General features: G+C 65.8%; 19 protein-coding genes. 12 read left to right on the top strand and 7 right to left on the bottom strand.

Annotation, left to right across the window (positions count from 1 at the left end):
* Window positions 1–16: 16 nt before the first annotated feature.
* Both AC3A6X_RS34145 and AC3A6X_RS34140 read left to right on the top strand, forming a co-directional pair.
* The gene (locus tag AC3A6X_RS34145) at window positions 17–253 is read left to right on the top strand and encodes a hypothetical protein (protein ID WP_487846323.1); all 237 of its coding nucleotides are present in this window, start codon (window positions 17–19) and stop codon (window positions 251–253) included.
* Between the two features lie 393 nt (window positions 254–646).
* On the top strand, window positions 647–790 hold the full coding sequence (locus AC3A6X_RS34140) for a hypothetical protein (RefSeq protein ID WP_487846356.1): 144 nt from the start codon (window positions 647–649) through the stop codon (window positions 788–790).
* Between the two features lie 48 nt (window positions 791–838).
* On the opposite strand, the gene AC3A6X_RS34135 is transcribed toward AC3A6X_RS34140, so the two are convergent.
* The 3 genes from AC3A6X_RS34135 to AC3A6X_RS34125 form a co-directional block, all read right to left on the bottom strand.
* Window positions 839–1,132: a GYD domain-containing protein gene (locus AC3A6X_RS34135; RefSeq protein ID WP_487846322.1), complete on the bottom strand. Its 294-nt coding sequence runs from the start codon at window positions 1,130–1,132 to the stop codon at window positions 839–841.
* Window positions 1,133–1,141: 9 nt separating this feature from the next.
* Window positions 1,142–1,468, bottom strand: coding sequence for a DUF1330 domain-containing protein (locus AC3A6X_RS34130; protein ID WP_487846321.1), 327 nt, complete (start codon window positions 1,466–1,468; stop codon window positions 1,142–1,144).
* Between the two features lie 245 nt (window positions 1,469–1,713).
* Window positions 1,714–2,001, bottom strand: a complete 288-nt coding sequence (locus tag AC3A6X_RS34125) for a hypothetical protein (RefSeq protein WP_487846320.1) — start codon at window positions 1,999–2,001, stop codon at window positions 1,714–1,716.
* Window positions 2,002–2,764: 763 nt separating this feature from the next.
* On the opposite strand from AC3A6X_RS34125, the gene AC3A6X_RS34120 reads away from it, so the two are divergent.
* The gene (locus AC3A6X_RS34120; RefSeq protein WP_487846319.1) at window positions 2,765–3,133 is read left to right on the top strand and encodes a hypothetical protein; all 369 of its coding nucleotides are present in this window, start codon (window positions 2,765–2,767) and stop codon (window positions 3,131–3,133) included.
* Between the two features lie 30 nt (window positions 3,134–3,163).
* On the opposite strand, the gene AC3A6X_RS34115 is transcribed toward AC3A6X_RS34120, so the two are convergent.
* Complete coding sequence (locus AC3A6X_RS34115) at window positions 3,164–3,490, bottom strand: hypothetical protein (protein WP_487846318.1); 327 nt, start codon at window positions 3,488–3,490, stop codon at window positions 3,164–3,166.
* A gap of 125 nt (window positions 3,491–3,615) precedes the next feature.
* Between AC3A6X_RS34115 and AC3A6X_RS34110 the strand changes: the two genes are divergently transcribed.
* Window positions 3,616–5,385, top strand: a complete 1,770-nt coding sequence (locus AC3A6X_RS34110) for a winged helix-turn-helix domain-containing tetratricopeptide repeat protein (RefSeq protein WP_487846317.1) — start codon at window positions 3,616–3,618, stop codon at window positions 5,383–5,385.
* A 430-nt stretch (window positions 5,386–5,815) separates the two neighbouring features.
* Here the strand turns inward: AC3A6X_RS34110 and AC3A6X_RS34105 are convergent, their stop codons facing one another.
* Complete coding sequence (locus AC3A6X_RS34105) at window positions 5,816–5,911, bottom strand: hypothetical protein (protein ID WP_487846354.1); 96 nt, start codon at window positions 5,909–5,911, stop codon at window positions 5,816–5,818.
* Between the two features lie 276 nt (window positions 5,912–6,187).
* On the opposite strand from AC3A6X_RS34105, the gene AC3A6X_RS34100 reads away from it, so the two are divergent.
* Window positions 6,188–6,646: a hypothetical protein gene (locus tag AC3A6X_RS34100; protein ID WP_487846316.1), complete on the top strand. Its 459-nt coding sequence runs from the start codon at window positions 6,188–6,190 to the stop codon at window positions 6,644–6,646.
* Between the two features lie 74 nt (window positions 6,647–6,720).
* On the opposite strand, the gene AC3A6X_RS34095 is transcribed toward AC3A6X_RS34100, so the two are convergent.
* Window positions 6,721–7,200: a hypothetical protein gene (locus AC3A6X_RS34095; protein WP_487846315.1), complete on the bottom strand. Its 480-nt coding sequence runs from the start codon at window positions 7,198–7,200 to the stop codon at window positions 6,721–6,723.
* A gap of 265 nt (window positions 7,201–7,465) precedes the next feature.
* On the opposite strand from AC3A6X_RS34095, the gene AC3A6X_RS34090 reads away from it, so the two are divergent.
* From AC3A6X_RS34090 to AC3A6X_RS34075, 4 genes are all read left to right on the top strand, one after another.
* Window positions 7,466–7,702 (top strand): DUF6429 family protein, encoded by a 237-nt coding sequence (locus AC3A6X_RS34090; RefSeq protein ID WP_487846314.1) that lies wholly within the window; start codon window positions 7,466–7,468, stop codon window positions 7,700–7,702.
* 121 nt (window positions 7,703–7,823) lie between these two features.
* Complete coding sequence (locus AC3A6X_RS34085; RefSeq protein ID WP_487846313.1) at window positions 7,824–8,024, top strand: hypothetical protein; 201 nt, start codon at window positions 7,824–7,826, stop codon at window positions 8,022–8,024.
* A gap of 133 nt (window positions 8,025–8,157) precedes the next feature.
* On the top strand, window positions 8,158–8,406 hold the full coding sequence (locus AC3A6X_RS34080; protein WP_309972962.1) for a DUF1272 domain-containing protein: 249 nt from the start codon (window positions 8,158–8,160) through the stop codon (window positions 8,404–8,406).
* Between the two features lie 291 nt (window positions 8,407–8,697).
* On the top strand, window positions 8,698–9,741 hold the full coding sequence (locus tag AC3A6X_RS34075) for a serine hydrolase domain-containing protein (protein WP_487846312.1): 1,044 nt from the start codon (window positions 8,698–8,700) through the stop codon (window positions 9,739–9,741).
* Between the two features lie 276 nt (window positions 9,742–10,017).
* Here AC3A6X_RS34075 and AC3A6X_RS34070 read toward each other — a convergent pair whose 3' ends face one another.
* Window positions 10,018–12,879, bottom strand: coding sequence for an ATP-binding protein (locus tag AC3A6X_RS34070; protein WP_487846311.1), 2,862 nt, complete (start codon window positions 12,877–12,879; stop codon window positions 10,018–10,020).
* A 170-nt stretch (window positions 12,880–13,049) separates the two neighbouring features.
* Here AC3A6X_RS34070 and AC3A6X_RS34065 point away from each other — a divergent pair, with 170 nt between their 5' ends.
* Genes AC3A6X_RS34065 through AC3A6X_RS34055 form a run of 3 tightly spaced genes read left to right on the top strand, consistent with a single transcriptional unit; the run spans window position 13,050 to window position 15,492 of the window.
* A complete protein-coding gene (locus AC3A6X_RS34065) occupies window positions 13,050–13,871 on the top strand; it encodes an alpha/beta fold hydrolase (protein ID WP_487846310.1) in 822 nt (273 codons plus the stop codon).
* A 17-nt stretch (window positions 13,872–13,888) separates the two neighbouring features.
* Window positions 13,889–14,410 (top strand): DUF2306 domain-containing protein, encoded by a 522-nt coding sequence (locus AC3A6X_RS34060; RefSeq protein ID WP_487846309.1) that lies wholly within the window; start codon window positions 13,889–13,891, stop codon window positions 14,408–14,410.
* Entirely contained in the window at window positions 14,407–15,492 is a 1,086-nt protein-coding gene (locus AC3A6X_RS34055) for an NHL repeat-containing protein (RefSeq protein ID WP_487846308.1), read from the top strand. The genes AC3A6X_RS34060 and AC3A6X_RS34055 overlap by 4 nt, the downstream gene beginning before the upstream one ends.
* Window positions 15,493–15,505: the final 13 nt, after the last annotated feature.

The following is a 15,505-nucleotide window of genomic DNA, read 5'->3' as shown; positions in this document are numbered from 1 at the left end:
CACCCAGGAGGTCGCTATGGACTTACTCAGGGTCATGCACGCATCGGTGCTCGTGTGCGTTGCAGTCGCCGCCTCTGCGTGCTACCAGCACAGCAGGCAATCGCTTGAGGATTCGAAAGCCGTTGAGAAGATTCAGGCCGTGGACGCGCAGCCCACTGAAGAGCGTCTCGATGCCTATTTTGGCGACCGGTTCTCGGAGGTGCAGAAGGCACTCGCGTCCAGGCCGCAGGAGCCGGACGTCCCCAGCTTCTGAGGGCATGCGCCTTGTGCGCGGCCGCGATGTCCTTCAGGTTCCAGAGCCCGGCCACTGTATGTCGCAAGCGACCGGCACGCAGCAGTTCCGACAGACCGTCGATCGCTGCCCGGCGCTCCTGCGAGCAGCGGGGCGGTGGTCGAAAAGTTCATGTCAATGAGCGCGTCCGCACCGCGTCCGTCGGTCAGTGACCTCACGCGCTCTGCAACCGACTCCCGCCTGTAGTCAATCGTCGCGTGCCCCCCGCGTCGAGCGCATGCCGCGCCTTCTCGGCAGACCCTACTGTCCCGATCACGCGCGCGCCACCGAGGGCCGCCAGCTGGGCGGCATAGTCGCCCACGGCCGACGAGCAAGGGTGCGAGAATTCTGCTCGAACTCCCCAATGGAAAGGCCATGTTCATGAAGAAGCTCGTTGCTGCACTCCTTGCAACAGCCATCCTCGGCGGCTGCGCTGTCTACTCCGAAGGTCCAGGCTATCCCGGTGGCGGCTACGGAAAGCAGTGCCCTCCGGGACAAGCAAAGAAGGGCAACTGCTGACCCTGCTTTCACCCTCGGCTCAGATCGTCCCGGTCGTTTGGCATTCACCTACGGCAGCTTGGCGAGGATCGCGTCCATCTCGCTGCTCGTAAACGCGCGAAGCGATTGCAAACGCACGTTGCCCTGCATGGCCGTGGCGAGGCTGAACGCTGCCAATGCCTGTTCGTCCTCTGCCTCAATGATTGAAACGAGGTCGTACTCTCCCATGGTCCAGACAAGTTCCCGCATGCTGACACCTGCCTTCTTCGCCGCCTCTTTGGCGGCGGCGGCACGTTTGGTCGTGTCCTTGACCGCCTGTAGGCCCTTGTCCGTGAAGCTCATCAATCCAACGTAGGTGACCATGTCAACTCCTCAAGGTTCGTCATGAGCGGCCGATGCCACCTGCCTTGAACGGACGCGGCCGCCGAACGTCGTTCCGGTGAAATGACAATGAACGGTGGAACCTCGGTCTATAGCTCTTCGACGGAAGATCCTGAGCCGTGCGTATTGGTCGCCGACCTTTCTTGCCTCGGGGTAGGCAGGCGAGGTGTAGGCCGCCTTGGCCGCATCCAGGCTTTCGAACACGGACAGGACGATGCGCGGGGCGGGCGGTTCTCCGGCCAAAGACACTGTCGTACCGCCCGACGCAAGTCGCTTCTGGCCGCTTTCGGCCAGGGCGTTTGTTTGCGAGCGGCACATATTCCTTGGCATACGCGTCGGGGTTCGTCAGTTCGATCTCCGAGATGACATAGGCCACGGGGCGCGGCTTCTGCTGGGCGTGCAACGCCTGCATGCCACCGGCGCCAATCAGGCACCCGGCCAAAGAGCGCCAGTGCGGCAACGGCGCTCAATCGACTTTTGCGCATACGTGGGCCTCCGTTTTGAGGTACGTCTGCCCGGGCCTCCGGCAGGAAGCCTGCGGCCCAGGCGGCGGCTGGATTGAGTCACGACATGTGACGCAAGCTGTACAAAACCTTCTCTCCCTCAGAAAGCGCGCCCTGACAGGTCAGGAACTGGTGCTCGGAGATCTGCAGATCGCGCAGCCAAATCCCATCCATGCGTTCTTCCACCACCCAAAGGAAATCGCCTTCCTCACTCCTGACGATTCGAACTGACAGTCGACGCTCCGAGTTGGTCGAGGCTGGTACACGCCCGCCGCTCAGCCAAGCGACAAAAGAACGGCAGCCCGTTCGCACATCGATGCGCCGGTCAAGGCTCGGTCCTGCCATCACCGCGGTCCCTCCACGTCCTGCAGATGCTGCGTGCCACCTCATAGGGGACGTGGCCGCGCGTGAACAACCCCCTAAGCCTAGTCATTGAATGCCTAGCCGTCTGTAGTTCTTTCGAACTACTGCATATTTCCACAGTTTTCGCCGCACCGGCACCAGTGAGCGGAGCGCGGGGCGGGACGACAACAATTCGGACCCCCATTGCATGTGTTCGCGATCGTTCACCGGTGGCGTCTAAAGGGGCAACTGGGGCACCGCGATGACATCGAGGCTGGGCCGGCGCACGGCGGTTGCGCCCAAGTCAGGCGATCCGGGAGGAGCGAACGTCGCCAGCCTGCATCGTTATCTAATGGCCGGAGTACTGGGAGATGAGGCGGCAGCCGCGGTCGACGCGCTATCTGGTGGGCTCACTGTGCCAGGAGGCTTTTTCACCCAGACGAACACGCAACCCGAGCCAAGCACTGGGCGCACTTCATTGGCGATTGGAACCTGGATACTCCCCGAGATACTTGCGCACCGCATCGACAGAATCGTCCACGCTCGTCACTGCGAAGCGGAGCTGATCCTCGTGCAACCGAGGATCAGCGCCCATTCTCGTCGCTCGTGATCTCGTTCAAGGGAGATCAGTTTGTGCAGTCGCTCCAAGTCCGCATCGTCGTAGTCGAGAGAAGTCCTACGCGTTCACGTACGGGCGGGCGCAGGCCTGGTGCTCGTAGCCTCTGGCGGCGTTCGTAGAGCGAACGGGGGCTGGCGATGCTCACGCTCAGTGACCCCAACGCTTCGCACACTGAACGCAACAGGAACTTCGGGAGGAGGCAAATCGGTCCATCGGACGGCTGCTTGCCCGCAGGAAGAGCATCTGGTTCGCTGCAGCGACGCGGCGGTCGTCGCCGAATCATTCGCCGGTCGCAGCAATGTCGTCCTTGCTCAGGCTGAAGAACTGCTGCACGTCGAGCTCGGACATCCTGTAGGCAAGGATCTCGTCGCCAATGAAGCGAAGCGCTGGGCGAACGACACGGCGGGATCATCCACAGGGATAGGGCCGCCGATCTACTGCCCGGCGCTCGGCGACGACCGTGTCAATCTGTCGAAAAAATACATTTATCCCCGTCCAAAACGCCGATCGACACCGTGAAAATGCACGCGCCGACGGACCGCCGCTGCTTCAACGCGTAGCGCTGCGCTCGCCGCGCGCCTCGGCGACACGTTCGGCGTGCCACCAGGCGAGCAGACGCTTGAAGTCGCCGCCGAAGCCGACCCTGAGCAGCTCTTCGTAGATGACCGAGCAGTTCGCCGCTTCGCCCATGCCGAGCAGCCGCTCGGTCGCGGCCCGGTCGCAGCGCAGGTAGGCCGCCTTCAGGCTGCGCACTTCGCGGTCGACGGCCGCGTGGATGCCGTTGGGCGGCTGCGCGCGCGGGTTCGAAGCAAGGGTCGCGAGCAGAAGCGAGGCAGCGATGGTGGCCGCGATGGACAGCGTACGAGGGTGGGGCATGGGGCCTCCGATGTCGGGTGAGGGTGCCGCTGACATTGCGCCTCCACAGCTCGCGCCGTCATGAAGGAACCGGCACGCGGGGTAAAAAAAGCTGAAAATTCCTCCCCACAGGCCGGGGAGACCAGATGCAGGTTCGAGCCGCCAACCGCTTGCGCTTCGAAGAGTTCGATCTCGACGTCGGCTGCCGCACGCTGCGCCGGGCCGGTCGGAGGCTCGACCTTCGCCCGCGCAGCTTCGACGTGCTGGTCTACCTGGCCGAGGCCGCAGGCCGGCCGGTAGGCAAGGACGAGATCCTGGCCGCCGTCTGGCCCGATGTCGTTGTCGGCGAGGAGTCGCTGACGCGCTGTGTCTCCGACATCCGGCAGGTGCTCGGCGAGCACGGGCAGCACATCATCAAGACGCTGCCACGGCGCGGGTATCTCTTCGCGGCTCCGGTCGAGCCTGTGCCGGCCTCACGCGCCGCCGATGCGGGGCCGGCCACACCCGCTGGCGAAACGGCGGTGCCGTCCTCGTCGGCTCGGGCGGCGATTGGCACGGTCACGGCTGAGGCCGCCGCGCCGGTGAGGCCACGCGCTGCTGCCGCCGCGCTCTGGAGCGCCCTCGCGGCTGCCACCGTCGCTGCGGCAGCGTTGGCTGGGTGGTGGCAGCAGCGCAGCGCACCGGTGGTGCCACCCGCACCGCCTCGCCTGTCGATCGCTGTGCTGCCCCTTGCAAGTGATGGCGGCGACCCGGCGCAGGACCGGCTGGCTGCCGTGCTCACCGACGAGATCACGGTCGACCTGTCGCGCATCCCAGAGAGCTTCGTGATCGCACGGGCGACCGCGGACAGCTACCGCGGCCGCAGCGTCGACGCGCGTCGCGTGGGCCGCGAGCTCGGCGTGCGCTATGTACTCGACGGCGGCCTGGTGCGCCTGGGCGACACGGTTCGACTGACCCTGCAGCTCGTCGACGGCGAGAGCGGGCGCGCCCTGTGGGCAGACCGTATCGATGGCGAGCTACCCGACCTTCCTGCGCTGTACCGCCGAGTCACCGGGACGGTGGCGAGGTCGCTGGACCTGACGCTGCAGGAGGTGGAAACCGCACGTGCTCGAGCGCAGCCCGGGGCCGACTCGCAAGAGCTGCTGCTGCAGGCGCGGTGGCTGCTGCAGTTCAACCGGACCACGCCGGACTCCCTGCAGGAGGCGCGCCGGCTGCTCGAGCAGGTGAGCGCGCGCGACCCGGGGTCGGGGCTCGCCTTCGCGCTGCTGGCGCAGACCTATAACTACGACGTGTCGCAGCGCTGGCTGAGCCTGCGCGGCGCGACGCGCGAGCAGTGGCTGCAACAGGCCGACAGACTCTCGGCGCAGGCCTTCCAACTGGATCCCGCCGATGCACGCGTCGTCGGCGTGCGCGGTACGACGCTAGCGCTGGCCGGCCGCTCCGAGCAGGCGGTGGAGTTGCTCGGGCGCCAGATCGGGCTCAATCGCAACGATGCAAGCGCCTGGTTCTGGCTCGGTTATGCCCGTTGCACGCTCGGGCGGCAGGATGAAGCGATCGCCGCCCTCGAGCAGGCGCGGCGGCTCAGCCCGCGCGATCCAAATCTCAACGGCATCTTCGTCGTCACCGCGGCGGCGCATCTGTACCTGGGCCACGACGGCGAGGCGCTCGAATGGGCGCGGCGCTCGGTGCTTGAGCGGCCGCAGCACGCGGTGGCTCATTCGTGGGTCGCAGCGGCGGCAGCAAACTTGGGCGAGACGGAAACTGCGCGCGCGGCACTGGCGGAGTTCAGGCGGCGGCTGCCCTCCTACACGATTTCGTCGTTCCGCGACGAGCGGCTGTGCGCGAACGACCTCTGCCGCGCCCAGCGCGAGCGTTACTACGCGGGGCTGGCGAAGGCGGGGCTGCCCGACCAATAGGTTGATTGCGCGCTGCGGCCTTCTTCGGGTTGCTGCGCCGCCGGCGACTTCGACCAGCACCTGGAAGGCACGATCGACCCGGCGCAGCTGCTGCTCAAGCTGGCGCCGCCCGAGATCTTCGAGGCGAGCCCAGCGCCGCCGGCTCCCTCGCGGGCGCCAAAAACCCTAACGGAGCGTGCCAGGCCGAAGGAGCCGCCGTCCGAAGAGCCGTCGCGGTTCTAGCGCTCGTAAGCGGCGTCCTGCGAGGTACAGCGACACCAGCCGATGCCGCGCCTGGGTCGGCGGTGGCCAAGGTGGCGTTTCGGGTTTGGGAAAGCCGGAAACGGACACCCCAAATGCGCGGAGGCCCCGCCCAGAAACGAAAGTTCGGGCTGGGCCTCTTGTCAAGTGGCCCCGATCTTCGTGGTCATGAGAAACCCAGACTCCATCGCTACTGGCGCTTTCCTGCGAGATACGGCCGCACGTCGTCTGCCGAGCGGCCTACCGGCTGCTCTGCCTCCAGCAGTTCGGCTTCCGAGCACCCCAGTCGCTAACTCACCAAATGAGTTCGTTCAAAGTTAGACCGGAATTCCATCAAAATTAGGTTCTAACTTTGACGACGGCGCGCGCAAGTCGTTGATTCGATGACAAATCGGCCCGCCGCCTTACCTGATCGCTGCCGTCCTGGATAGCGAGCAGGGCAGGGTGGGGCGCGCCCCGGTCGCATTGAAGCGCGTGCGCCTGACGGCGCAGTGGTCAAGAATGGGCAGCCAGCTGTATTCGGGACAGTTCGCAGCGAGTGATTCACAAGGGACTACAAGCCATGACCGATGCAGTTTCCTCAGCCCTGCTGGCCTGCGAATCGTCTGCGCAATATGAGGCGCTGAAGTTGGCGTTTGGCTGGGAATGCGTCGAACGCGTCCGTCACTTGCTTGAGGACGAGGGTGTCGCGCGCTGCCTCGACATCCTGGAGGCGTACGTCAAGGGGGAAGCGGATCGAGGAGCCCTCGATCGGGCTGCGGCTGAAGCCGCGGTCTTGGCCAATCGGCATCAAGGCTCTCGATCATTGGACGGCGTGGGTCACGCAGCTGTATCAGCAAGCTATGCCGTGGCGAATGCACTGGGCGGCCGTGTTGTTCAGGCGGCAGACTACGCCGCGTACGCTGCGGTCTACGGCGACGGCGGCTATGGCGCAGTCTGCGATCCCGAGTCATTTGTCGCTGAGAGGACTTGGCAGCTCGCAACACTGGAGCGACTTGCGAACGCTCTCGGAGTGCGATGAGCGGTACCGACGAGCGAGAGGGTGCAGTCTGCGGCCAGCCGCTTCCGGCCAGAAGCTGATCTTGAGCGTCGTCGTCAATCGTGGGTGCCGTACTCGACCAGCAGGTCTCTCATGGCATCCTCGACGCCGTAGCCGATGTTCTGACTGATCTGACACACCGCATCCAGACGCTCGATGAGCGAGGGGCGCAGCGCATCTGGCAGTCTCGCAATGGCCTGCAATGCCTGCTCGAACATTCGCACCAACGCGATGAAAAACCCCTCATCCTGCAGGCCAAATTCGACGCTGAAGCCCGACGCGCGCTCGCAGTAGAAGACCATCAGCTCCGCCAGACCCTCCGGGTCGCCAATGGCCTTCTTGTAGCTCGCGATGGACTTCTTGGCCTCGGCGACGGACGCGTTCTGGTTCCGGAACATGTCGGGCCAGAGCCAACGGTTGATGGTGACCTTGTACGGCGCCAGGACATCTTCGCCCAGCCCGAAACGGGCATGAAGGAATATTTGGTTGTCCTTGTTGGCCGTGTACAGGTCATGCAACCAGGCCGACCAGTCCATCGTGGTCGAAGTGGGTCAGTCTGGCCTTGACGTCGCTCCAGGACGTGGGCTTCTTAGTCTTGCTTGCTTTCATCTCTGTGCGCTGCCAGATTTGAAGCCTGTACGACTCCTGCCGCGGGGAGACCATGCTGTGGGCGCAGACCAAATTCCCAAAGTACCATCGTAAAGTCGAACTGCCGCCTTGCGGCAGCCGCGGCCAATCAGGGGCGGTGCCGTGCAAACGGTCCACCTTCGAACGTTGAGGGGCGATGTTATGAGATACGACATGGTCAAGGTCGAAGAGGCGCTTCTGGCCTTGCTCGGCGTCTTCGAGTTCGAGAACGGACGTGTATGGAAGCGATATGACTTCGCAACTATGGAGAGTCTGCATGAAAAGGGGCTCATCACGGAACCCCACAAGCGGCAGGAGTCGGTCTACCTGACGGACGAGGGGATGCGCCGTGCCAAGGAGCTCGCGGCCAAACACTTCGGGACCAACGGGGCGGCGCCGGCGCGCCAATAGCTGCGGCAGAATCCGGCCCAACAACGGACCTCGGCTCGCCTCCATCGCGTTCGGCCAATTTCTGTGCCGTGCGTCCACTTCTTCACGATACAAGATGGCCGCAGGGAGGCAAACTGAGGCCATGTTCAGGGCACTTTTTCTGATTCTTGCTGCTCTCGTACCGATTGGCCTGGTCTACGCTTTCGGTGCATGGACCCTGCCCGCACTGTTCGGAGTGATGGCCGCGACACTGCTGTTTTCAACCAGGAAGGCGCGCGGCGCTGAGGCGACGCAGGGCGGCAGGCTCACCGGCTACCACACCACCACGACGGCGAACTTTTAGGCCCCGGCGAACCGGGTGAAGAGGAAGCTGCGAAGTGAGCATGAAGGCAGAATGCAGCCAGGACCCGACGGTCGCCGGTGTCGCCCAATTCGACTTCGTCTAAGCTCCACGACCAAGTTTCTGAGAATCCGCCATGCTTCAAATGCGCCCAGGGTGTGAGTGCTGCGACCGAGATCTGCCGCCGGATTCGGCCGATGCCCGTATCTGTTCTTTCGAGTGCACGTTTTGCAGCGATTGCTCGAATCGGCGCCTTGCCGGGACGTGCCCAAACTGCGGCGGTGAATTGCTCCCGCGCCCTTCGCGGTCGGCGGCCAAGCTTGAGAAGTACCCTGGTTCGACCACGCGGGTGTTCAAGCCTGAAGGATGCGCGGCCGCAACCTGAGCCTTACTTGCCAGCCCGGCCGCCTGGTCGACTCATCACGGCTAGAACCGGTCGGTCACGGCTGGCCCAGAATTCGATTGCGGACCTCGGAGCGCTCCGTCAGGATCTAGCCAGGAGGCAGGCGCTACAACAGCGCCCGCTTCAACCTGAATCGAAGGTCCTAACATGAGACGGCGCGAGTTTGCTTCACTTCTCGGGGGGACTGCGCTTGCGTCGCTCACCGGTTGGCCAGCGTACGCGGATCCGCTCGAGGACTGCGGTGTCCCACGCGAGCGAGACGACGGCTGGCCCGTGGCCGCTGTCAACGGCGACCGGTGCGTTGACGGCGCTGCGCTGTGCAGGACGACTGACCGGCTCTTGACTTCGGGCGAAAACATCCATGCTGTCCTGGTCGCCCACGGGGGCAAGCTGGTGTTCGAGCGCTACTTGGAGGGTCTTGACGAGATTCCCGGTCGCTTTTTCGGCAGCCGGGAGGCAAATGTCACCTTTGATGCCGATTCGCTCCACGCCATGAAGTCGGTGTCCAAGAGCGTCGCATCGCTAGCCCTCGGGATTGCGATCGATCAGGGGCTGATACGCGGCGTCAACGAACCGATCCTCAGCTTCTTCCCCGAGCTGTCCGACTTGCGCACCCCTGAAACGGAGCGCATCTTGCTGCTGCATGCGCTCACGATGACGATGGGCCTGGCGTGGGTTGAGGCGACGCCAACAACTGGAGATTTCTGGAACGACGAGGCCCGCATGCGCATGGCGGCAGATCCGTGCCGGTTCGTGCTCAGTCGCGCAGTGACAGCGCCGGCAGGACAAGAATTCCACTACAGCACCGGCGCGCTCGCGCTCGTGTCGGCCGTCGTTCGCAAGACGACCGGACGCCCCCTCGACGAATTCGCGCGAGCGACTCTGTTTGAACCTTTGGCCATTTCCGGTGCAGAGTGGAGCCGGGTCCGCGGCAATACCGACGCCGGAGGTGGGTTGCGCTTGCGGCCGCGTGACATGGCCAAGATTGGGCAACTTGTCCTTGCGAACGGGCGTTGGAACGACAGACAGATCGTCTCCAAAGGTTGGATCGATGCATCGACGGCACCTTTGATCAAGGCGACGGACAATCAGTCTTATGGATATCTGTGGTGGCTCGGCCGCTCCTTGATCCAGGGACGACAGGTCCATTGGGTTGGCGCACTGGGTCGAGGTGGCCAGTCGATCCGCATCGTCCCGAAGCTTGATCTCATCGTCGTGGTGACTGCTGGGTACTACCAGGATTACAGCCCGAAAGCGTTTCAAGTGCAGTACGACGTGTTCAGGGACGTCCTGCGGGCGATTTCACCGCCCGGCTGAACTTGGACCCGGGCTGCCTAAGGGTTAGGACACGCGCCGCGCGGCAACGCCGAGAAAACGAACCGCGAACGACTGCTTCTAAGGACGCGCTAGGCCCGCCGGCGCCGTCGCGAGGATGTGGCAGGATGCGGCCATGAGCCCCCATTCGCGCCAGCGGGCTGTACGCCAGCTTCAGGACTGATTGCGGACCGTGTACGAATGGTGTCGGCGTCCGCTTTGGTCACCTCGAAATCCGGCAAATGTGAGCTATTGGGCAGAACTTGAATAGATTCGCCGCTAGCGCATCGCCTCGAGCAGACGCCTGGCCGCCCGCACGTCATGCGTGTCGAATCCCTCCGAGAAGCCTTCGTACACCGGCCGCAGCAAGCCGCGCGCATCCTCCAGCCGGCCATCCTTCATCCACACCCCCGCCAGGCTCGTCGCGCATCGAAGCCGCCAGGCCAAGGCCTCCTGCTGCCGGGATGTCTCCACCGCTTCGACCAGCAGGGCCTCCGCGAGGTGGCTTGTCTCGGGCCTGTGGCCCATGAGGTCCGCCTTCGCGCGCAACAGCTCCGACAACGAGCATCGATCCTCGAAGCGCCTGGCACGCTCGATGCCTGCCGTGGCCAGCTCGATCCCGTCGGCTTCGCGGCCGAGCCGGCCCAGCGCCTCGCACACCGCCGAAACGAAGCCCGTGTAGTGCAGCACGTAGAGCGCTTCGCCGATCTCGTCGAAGGCCGGACGCAGGTCGCGCTCGTAGGCCAGCCCGTCGCCGGCGCCCAGCGCGAGCAGGCCGTTCCACATGCGTCCGCGGGCCTTCCAGGTCGACATGCCGTGGCGGCGCGTGGCCGCGACGGCCGCTGCGGCCGCCTCCCCCAGCGCGGCCACGCCGCCGCTCAGGACGGTGATCGCGCACAGCCCTTCCGTGAGGGCGTAGCAGATCGAGGGCGCGTGGTCGAGCGCGCGTGCGCCTTCCACCGCCTGCCGGGCCGCACGCATGGCTTGATCCGCGCAGCCCTGCAGCCACAGCGTGTGCGCCAGCGAGCTCAGCGCAATCGTCTTCTGCTCGTAGATGAAGCGGGTCTGGTGCGAGCGGCGCACCGGCGCCTCATAGCACTCGGCCACGCGTTGCAGCCCGCTGCGGGCCTCGCCCAAGCGTCCCAGGCAGAGCAGCGACATGCCTGTCATCCGGCTGCCGATGAAGCGGTCGGCATTGTGAGGCCGCGCGTCGGCCAGTGCAGAGAAGCGCCGGGCTAGGGCCAGGGCGGCCTCGTAGTTGCCGTTGAGGTAGGTGACGCTCCACACCCCCCAGATCGCACGCAGCCGGTACTCATCGTCGCCCAGGCTCTCCGCGTAGTCGAGCGCGCGCCTGAAGGCCGCGCCGGTCTCCGAGCCGACGCCCTGGTACAGCAGGGAGGCGCCCTTCGCGGCATACAGCTTCATCCGTGAACGGCTGTTTACGATCTCCTCGTCGTCGAGATGGGCCAGCGCTTGGTTCACGCGCGCCAGGCATTCCTCGAGCAGCCCGGACTGCATCCACAGCGACACGGCGCTCGTGGTCAGCGTGACGCCGAGCGATGGGTCGCCTTCCGGCGAAAAGCACCAGTTGACCGCCGCCCGCAGGCCCTCGAGATGGCCGGCGTACAGGGCGACCCACTCGGCCGTGGGCAAGGTCTCCCACTCGATCTCGGCGCGCCCGAAGAGGTCCCGGTGGTGTTGCGCGTGGCGCAACGAGTACTCCCGCAGGGCGCCCCGGGACTGCATCTTCTCGCGCGCATAGACCTGGGTTGTCTCCAGCAGGCGGTACTTCGCGCGGGCTGCGGCACCATCCACCGTGATGAGGGACTTCTCCACCAGCTGCGAGAGGCACTCGACCACCGCAGTTGGCGGAATGTCCGCGGAGGAAGCGACGGCGGAGGCCGACGCCACGGAGAACGAACCGGAAAAGACGCCCAACCTGCCGAGCACCTCGCGCTCCTGTGCAGACAGGAGCTCGTAGCTCCAGTCCAGGGTCGCGCGCAGCGTCTTCTGCCGCGGCAGCGCAGTCCGCGCGCCGCCGGTGAGGAGGTTGAACCGGTCGTCGATGCGGTCGGCAACCCCCTCCAGCCCGAAGACCCGCACGCGCGCCGCGGCCAGCTCGATGGCCAGCGGAATGCCGTCGAGATGCCGGCAGATGCGCGCCTTGAGCGCGGCAGCCTGCGCCTTGCTGGTCGGTTCCTCGCCACCGGCGGAAGCGGCGCGGGCATCGAAGAGCTGCAGGGCGCCGAAGGCCAGCAGTTGGTCGACGTCGCGGATCTCCTCGCCGGGCACGTCGAGCGACGCGACCCGGTAAACGTACTCGCCGTCGATCTTGAGCGCCTCACGGCTCGTGGCGATGACGCTGGCGAATGGCCCGGCGCGCAACAGCTTCTCGGTGATCTGCGCCGCAGCGTCGATCAGGTGCTCGCAATTGTCCAGCACGAGCAGGATGCGTCGATGGCTGATTGCCGTGGCGATGCGGTCCAGCGAAGGGGTGCCTGCGCCCTGCGGGAAGCCGAGGGCCTCCGCAACGGTGGCGGGAAGAAATTCCACCGCCCCCACGGGCCCCAGTTCGGCGATCGACACGCCATCGGGAAAGCCGCCTGCCAGGCTACGGGCGGCCTCGATGGCCAGCCGCGTCTTGCCGACTCCGCCGGCTCCCACGAGGGTGATCAGCCGGCTGCTCGCGGCCAGCTCGACGATCTCCCGCAGCGCCGCGTCGCGACCGATCAGGGGCGTGATGCTCACCGGCAGCGCGCGCACCGCCGAGGCGACGGGCGACACGGCCTGCAGGTCCTCGGCCCCCGGCGCGCCGAGCCCGTCCGCGATCTCGGCGACGAACTGGTAGCCGCGGCCGGCGACGGTTCGGATCACCGTCCGGTCCTCACCCAACGCGCGGCGCAGCGCCGAGATCTGCGCCTCGAGCGTGTTCTCCTCGACGATCCGGCCGGGCCAGGCCCGCAGCATGAGGTCGTCCTTGGTGACCACGTCGCCTCGCCCCTCGACGAGGGCGACCAGGATGTCGAAAGCCCTGCCGCCCAGGCTGACGGGGCGGCCTTCGCGCAGCAACTCGCGCCGCTGGACAGACACCTGGCAGCGGCCGAATGCGAACGACGGGCTCGGGGAAGCGGCGAGTTTCATCCTGAAAAAGGGGGCTGCGCAGCCGGGTGGGCGCAGTTTAAGTGGCGTCGGTGCCCGGGTGCATGGACAAGGTTTCAGGTGTTTTCAGGTTTCGCCAGCGCGCATCCGGGACGCCCGGCAGGTGCCCCGGTACCGTTGCGCCATCGCCCCCGCTGGATCAGGAGCACACCATGAGCTACGTCACTTCCCGGGACGGAACGAGGATTTTCTACAAGGACTGGGGCACGGGCCGGCCCGTCGTTTTCTCCCATGGCTGGCCGCTCGACGCGGATGCCTGGGACGCCCAGATGCTGTTCCTGCTGCACAACGGATACCGCGTGATCGCGCACGACCGCCGCGGGCACGGGCGCTCCGACCAGCCGGCGGCCGGCAACGACATGGACACCTTCGCGGACGATCTCGCGACCCTGATCGAGGCACTCGACCTGAAGTCCACCGCCCTGGTCGGCCACTCGACCGGCGGCGGCGAGGTGGCCCGCTACGTCGGCCGCCACGGCACCCGGCGGATCGGGCGGATCGTGCTCATCGGTGGGGTGCCTCCGCTCATGCTGAAGACGGCCGCGAATCCGGATGGGCTGCCGATCGAAATATTCGACGGCATCCGGGCCGGCGTTGCGGCCGACAGACCGCAGTTCTTCCAGGAACTCGCCATGGCGTTCCATGGCTACAACCGGCCTGGCGCGAAGCGTTTGCAAGGGGTGATCGATTCGTTCTGCCTCCTCGGCATGCGGGGCGGCATCCGGCCCGAATACGACTGCATCGAGGCCTTCTCAGAGACGGACTTCAACGAAGACCTCAGGAAGTTCAACGTGCCCACGCTGCTCATCCACGGCGACGACGACCAGATCGTGCCCTTCGCCGCTTCCGCCTCCGCAGCATCGAAGCTTGTCCGGAACTCGACGCTCAAGGTGTACGCGGGCGGCTCGCACGGTATTTGCTCGACGCAGGCAGAACGGGTCAATGCCGATCTGCTGGCCTTTTTCGAAGACTGAAATCAAAGGAGCACACCATGCTTGGACTGACACCCTTGGGCGCAATCCACACAGCCATCAGCCTCGTGGCGCTGGCGTCGGGCGTACTCGCGCTCGTGCGCCACCTGGAGATCTCGCCCGCCACGTGGCTCGGGCGCGTCTATGTCTGGACCACGGTGCTGACCTGCCTCACCGGCTTCGGCATCTTCCAGCATGGCGGCTTCGGCAAGCCGCATGCGCTGGGCGTTGTCACGCTGCTGGTGCTGGCGCTGGCAGGATTGGCGACAAGGAGGCGCGTCTTTGGCAACGTCTCGCCCTACGTGGCGACCGTCGGCTACAGCGCCACCTTGTTCTTCCACATGATTCCGGGACTGACCGAGACTTTCACCCGTCTGCCGCTCGGCGCGCCCCTGTTCTCGGGCCCCGAGGACCCGGCTCTGCAGAAGGCCGTCGGCGCCTGCTTCGTCCTGTTCGTCGCCGGCACCACCCTGCAGGTTCGCCGCCTTTTCGGGCTGCGTTCGCAAACCTCGATGCCGGCCGGCCGGGGTGCACGGCCATGAACCCATTCATGTGCGTCCTTGGGTCCGCGTTCGCGCTGCTCGGCTTGGCCGGCGTGGCGCAGGCCGCCGACCAGGGTCCGCTCCGCATCAGGGTGGAGCCCTTCATCAGCCTTCCCGACAACGTCCGCCATCCGGAAGGACTGGCATCCAACCCGGCGACCCGCGAGATCTACGTCGCAACCTTCGATGCGCGTGCGCCCGAGTCGGCGCGCAACAACCTGGTGCTGCGCTACTCGCACGACGGTCGGCTGCTGGCGCAGAAGAGTTTCGGGGCAACGCCCCTGACCGGCATCGAGCATGCCGACGGCAAGCTCTACATCCTGAACTTCGGTGCGTCGAAGCTGCAGCGCATCGACGCCGAGTTCACCGCCTCGACACCGATCGAGGACCTGATCGAGTTCAAGGCGCTGACACCGCCTGCACCGTCGCCGAGATCGATCCCGAACCCCGACGGCAGCAAGGACGCGATCACCTTCGGGTCGAGCGGCTTCGCGGCACCCAACGGCATGGTCTTCGACAAGGCGCGCAACCTCTACATCTCCGACTCGTTCCAGGGCGCGATCTACCGCATCGAGCGCGCGACGAGTTGCGCACCGTGTGCGCTGCAGGTGCTGTCGCGCGATCCGCTGCTGGCCACTGCGGGAGCCTTGCCCTTCGGCGCCAACGGGCTGGCCTTCAATGCCGACGAGAGCGCGCTCTACGTCAACAATGCCGGCGACGGCCGGCTGCTGCGCATGGTGCCGTCCACCGGCGCGGTCGAGATCGTCGCGGAGAGCGTGTTCGGCGCCGACGGCCTGCTCTTCCACAAGGGACTCCTGTGGATCGCGTCCAACCAGGCGGACGTGGTGCTCGGACTGGACAAAAAGGGCCGGACCCTGGTTCGTGCCGGCGAGTTCGAAGGCATCGGCAGTGACGGTGCGCCGCGCGGCCTGCTGTTTCCGGCCACCACCGCCGTGCAGGGCGACTGGATGGTGGTCACGAACCTGGCCTTGCCGCTAACGACCGCCGAGGGCGACGAGTGGGAGGAGCAGGTGACACGGTGGAACCTGGTGCGCTTCAGGATCCCCGGCGCCATGCGCTGACCGCGCGTGGCTG

This window comes from Variovorax sp. Soil_C_12 (assembly GCF_057657375.1).
Note: the sequence above shows the minus strand (reverse complement) of the source record. Positions and strands in the feature narration are given on the sequence as shown.